This window comes from Pseudomonas sp. PS01270 (assembly GCF_029959775.1).
Taxonomy (GTDB): Bacteria; Pseudomonadota; Gammaproteobacteria; order Pseudomonadales; family Pseudomonadaceae; genus Aquipseudomonas; species Aquipseudomonas atacamensis.
Map to the genome: position 1 here is coordinate 1 of NZ_JASCPT010000235.1, position 3183 is coordinate 3183.

Below are 3183 nucleotides of genomic sequence, written 5' to 3' on the forward strand. Positions count from 1 at the left end.
CGAAAACTGTATCTGCTGTCGCCCCACGCCGATCGGCGTCCAAGCGGCGAGCGGCCGGATCCGCAACTTGAGGAGAAATCCCATGCCTCGTGGAAGCAAAGACAAATACACCAGCGAACAGAAGCGCAAAGCCGAGCACATCGAAGACAGCTACGAGAAAAAAGGCGTGTCGAAAGATGAAGCTGAGGCGCGCGCCTGGGCGACGGTGAACAAACAATCCGGTGGCGGCGAAAAGTCCGGCGGTTCGGGTCGCAAGAAGCCCGCCAGTGCCAAGTCGGAAGATCGCAAAGAATCATCGCGCCGCGCGGTGGTCAGTCGCAAGGGACATTCGCGTAACAGCGAAACTTCGAAGGATACGCAGACTGTCGATAGCCTGATGAAGGAAGCCCGAGCGAAGAATATTCCGGGGCGCTCATCGATGCGCAAGCAGGAGTTGATCGAGGCGTTGCGCAAGGCGAGCTAGAACGACGCCCACTGTAGGAACCGCCGAAGGCTGCGATCTTTTGCTTTTCAAGATCAAAAGATCGCAGCCTTCGGCAGCTCCTACAGAAGATTTGTGTACGACGTAGATCCAATGTGGGAGCGAGCTTGCTCGCGAAGGCCTCATGTCAGTCGCGGCAGGACTGACAGATAAAAGCATCCACCTCACCCGCCCCCGGCGATGTAGCCGGCCCCCAGCGAGTCACCGCCAGCGCCGCCGCCGCATTCGCCCGCCGCGCCGCTTCCGGTGCCTCCAACCCCTGCGCCAATCCAGCAACAAACACCCCGGCATGCGCATCACCGGCGCCATTGCTGTCCACCGCTTTGACAACAAACCCCGGCACTTGTCGACGCTCGCCCCGCTGCTGAATCCAGCAACCCTGCGGCCCGTCGCGCACCACCATCAGCACACTTTCCGGCAGCAGTTCCGCGAGGCGATCCATCGCTATACCAATCTCATCGGCTCCGGTAAACCGCAGCGCCTCGACACTGTTGCTGGTCCACACATCGATGCGCGGCAGCAATGCCTGCATCATCGGCGCGTCAGGTGACTCCACCAACGGCCCCGGGTCGAACACCACATTGACCGCCGCCGGCAGCGCCAGCGTCCAGTCGAGCAACGCCTGCGCCTTGCCCTCGTGCAGCAGACTGTAACCGCTGAGATAAACGTAATCGCCGGGCTCGGCAGCCACGCTGTTCAGGTCCTCCTCGGTCACCTCGCCTTCAGCGCCGATGTAGGAAATGAAACTGCGTTCAGCCGAGGCATCGGTCAGCGCCACGCACAGACCGGTATCGCGCTCGGCCGGTTCGCGGATGCCGATGCCGATACCTTCCGCCTGCATCGCTTGGCGCGCCAGGTCACCGAAACGCCCCGTGCCATGGCGACCGAGGTAAACCACCGGCAGACCGTTGCGCACCGCAGCGGCCATCACGTTGAAGCCGCCACCGGCTTCGAACCCCGCCGACTGCGCCAGCACGTCGCCGCCAATCTGCGGCAGTTTTTCCACGGCCATGACCAGGTCGATGATGACCTGGCCGGTGTGCAACATCTTAGGCATGAGCATTCTCGGGTTGCGCGGCGCGACGATCTTTCGCGCCGCCCAGTATCAGGTAAAGGCCACCGGCGACGACGAAGGTCACGATCCAGCCGAGGCCGTTGTGGCCCAGCCAGGAGTCGGACAGAAAGCCCTTGAACCAGACGTTTTCTGCCGTGGTGCCGATGGTGGTGAAGCTGAAACCAAGGACGATGGCGATCGCCCAGGCGCCAAACGCGCGCCACTCGATGCCGCCGCGATACCAGTACGCGCTGCTCGTGCTGACGTCGAGCAGGTCTTTGGGGCTGTAGTAGTGACGGTGAATCAGGTCGACCACGAAGATCCCCACCCAGGCAGTGATCGGCACTGCCAGCAGGGAAATGAAGGTGATGAACGGGCCGTAGAAACTGTCGGCGATCAGCATGAAGTAGATCGAGCCGACGAAGATCGCGACGATATCCACCACTACCGCGTAGACCCGTTTGACCTTCAGGCCCAGGGTCAGCGTGGTCAGGCCGGCGGAGTACACCGACAGGTTGTTCGACAGCAGCAGACCGCCGAACGCGGTGATCAGGTACGGCACGGCCATCCACGTCGGCAGCATGTCGCGGATCGCCACGATCGGATCAGTCGCCGACGCCAGATCATTGTTGCCCACCGACAACAAGCCGCCGAGGGTGATCAGCAGCACCAGCGGAATCCCTGCGCCGAACGCCGCCGACGCCACCAGGCGCACAGCCTTGACGCTGCGATGCTGATAGCGCGACATGTCAGCGCCAGCGTTGGCCCAACCGATACCAGTGCCGGCGGCCATGGTGCCGATGCCGATGATCATTGCGCTCAGCGGTGCTGGCGTGGCGTTGAATACCGCGCTCCAGTCGATGGTCGCGCAGAGAAAACCACCGACGAGAATGTTCAGCGCGCCGAACACGTACGTCGCCCACTTCTGGATCACCAGCAGGGTCGCGTGGCCGAGGCCGGACACCGACAAGGTCAGCAGGACGAAGATGGCGATAAAGATCAGCGTCAGTATCGGCGCACTTTTCGCCTCGACCGGCGAGCCGAACAGGATCGAACACAGCGACAGCAGCACGAACGCGGCGGTGGTGGTGTTGACGGTTTCCCAACCCAGACGCGACATCAGCGAAACCAGCGTCGGGCCGATGTTGCCGCGTACGCCGAAGATTGCCCGCGACAGCGTCAGACTCGGCGCGCGGCCACGCCGCCCGGCAATCGAAATGATCCCGACCACGGCAAACGAACCGGCGGCGCCGAGGATGGCGACGATGATCGCCTGCCAGATCGCCAGCCCGCGAAACGCCACCAGCGTGGCGCCCAGCGGCAGGCCGAGGATGGAAATATTGGCCGCGAACCAGACCCAGAACAGTTGCAGCGGATGACCGTTGCACTCCGCTTCCGGTACCGGCTCGATGCCCCGGGTTTCCAATTGCCCGACGCTTTGCCCGGCGGTTGATGAACTCATGAAGATGCTCCTGTTTGCCTTTTTTGTGGTTGTGGCAATGATGCAAAACGACAAGACAACCGGCCTTCCGAGGCCTGTCTGTGCGATCCATTGCGGGTTAAGTATTCGACTATGCAGTGCGGCCTTCGCGAGCAAGCTCGCTCCCACAGGGTATGTGAACGTCACAAATCCAATGTGGGAGCGAGC

General features: G+C 62.2%; 4 protein-coding genes. 2 read left to right on the forward strand and 2 right to left on the reverse strand.

Features of this window, described 5'->3' with window-relative positions:
• The first annotated feature begins 82 nt into the window (after positions 1–82).
• Positions 83–463 carry a Rho termination factor N-terminal domain-containing protein gene (locus tag QMX86_RS27705; RefSeq protein WP_130928900.1) on the forward strand — a complete coding sequence of 127 codons (381 nt, stop codon included), beginning with the start codon at positions 83–85 and terminating at the stop codon, positions 461–463.
• A gap of 145 nt (positions 464–608) precedes the next feature.
• Here the strand turns inward: QMX86_RS27705 and QMX86_RS27710 are convergent, their stop codons facing one another.
• Together QMX86_RS27710 and QMX86_RS27715 are read right to left on the reverse strand one after the other, a co-directional pair.
• On the reverse strand, positions 609–1538 hold the full coding sequence (locus tag QMX86_RS27710) for a PfkB family carbohydrate kinase (protein WP_282387846.1): 930 nt from the start codon (positions 1536–1538) through the stop codon (positions 609–611).
• The gene (locus QMX86_RS27715) at positions 1531–2997 is read right to left on the reverse strand and encodes a cytosine permease (RefSeq protein WP_282387844.1); all 1467 of its coding nucleotides are present in this window, start codon (positions 2995–2997) and stop codon (positions 1531–1533) included. The genes QMX86_RS27710 and QMX86_RS27715 overlap by 8 nt, the downstream gene beginning before the upstream one ends.
• Here QMX86_RS27715 and QMX86_RS27720 point away from each other — a divergent pair.
• Positions 2996–3183, forward strand: a 188-nt coding sequence (locus tag QMX86_RS27720) for a hypothetical protein (RefSeq protein ID WP_282390429.1), incomplete at its 3' end; no start/stop codon positions are given. The two genes, QMX86_RS27715 and QMX86_RS27720, sit on opposite strands and share 2 nt — an antisense overlap.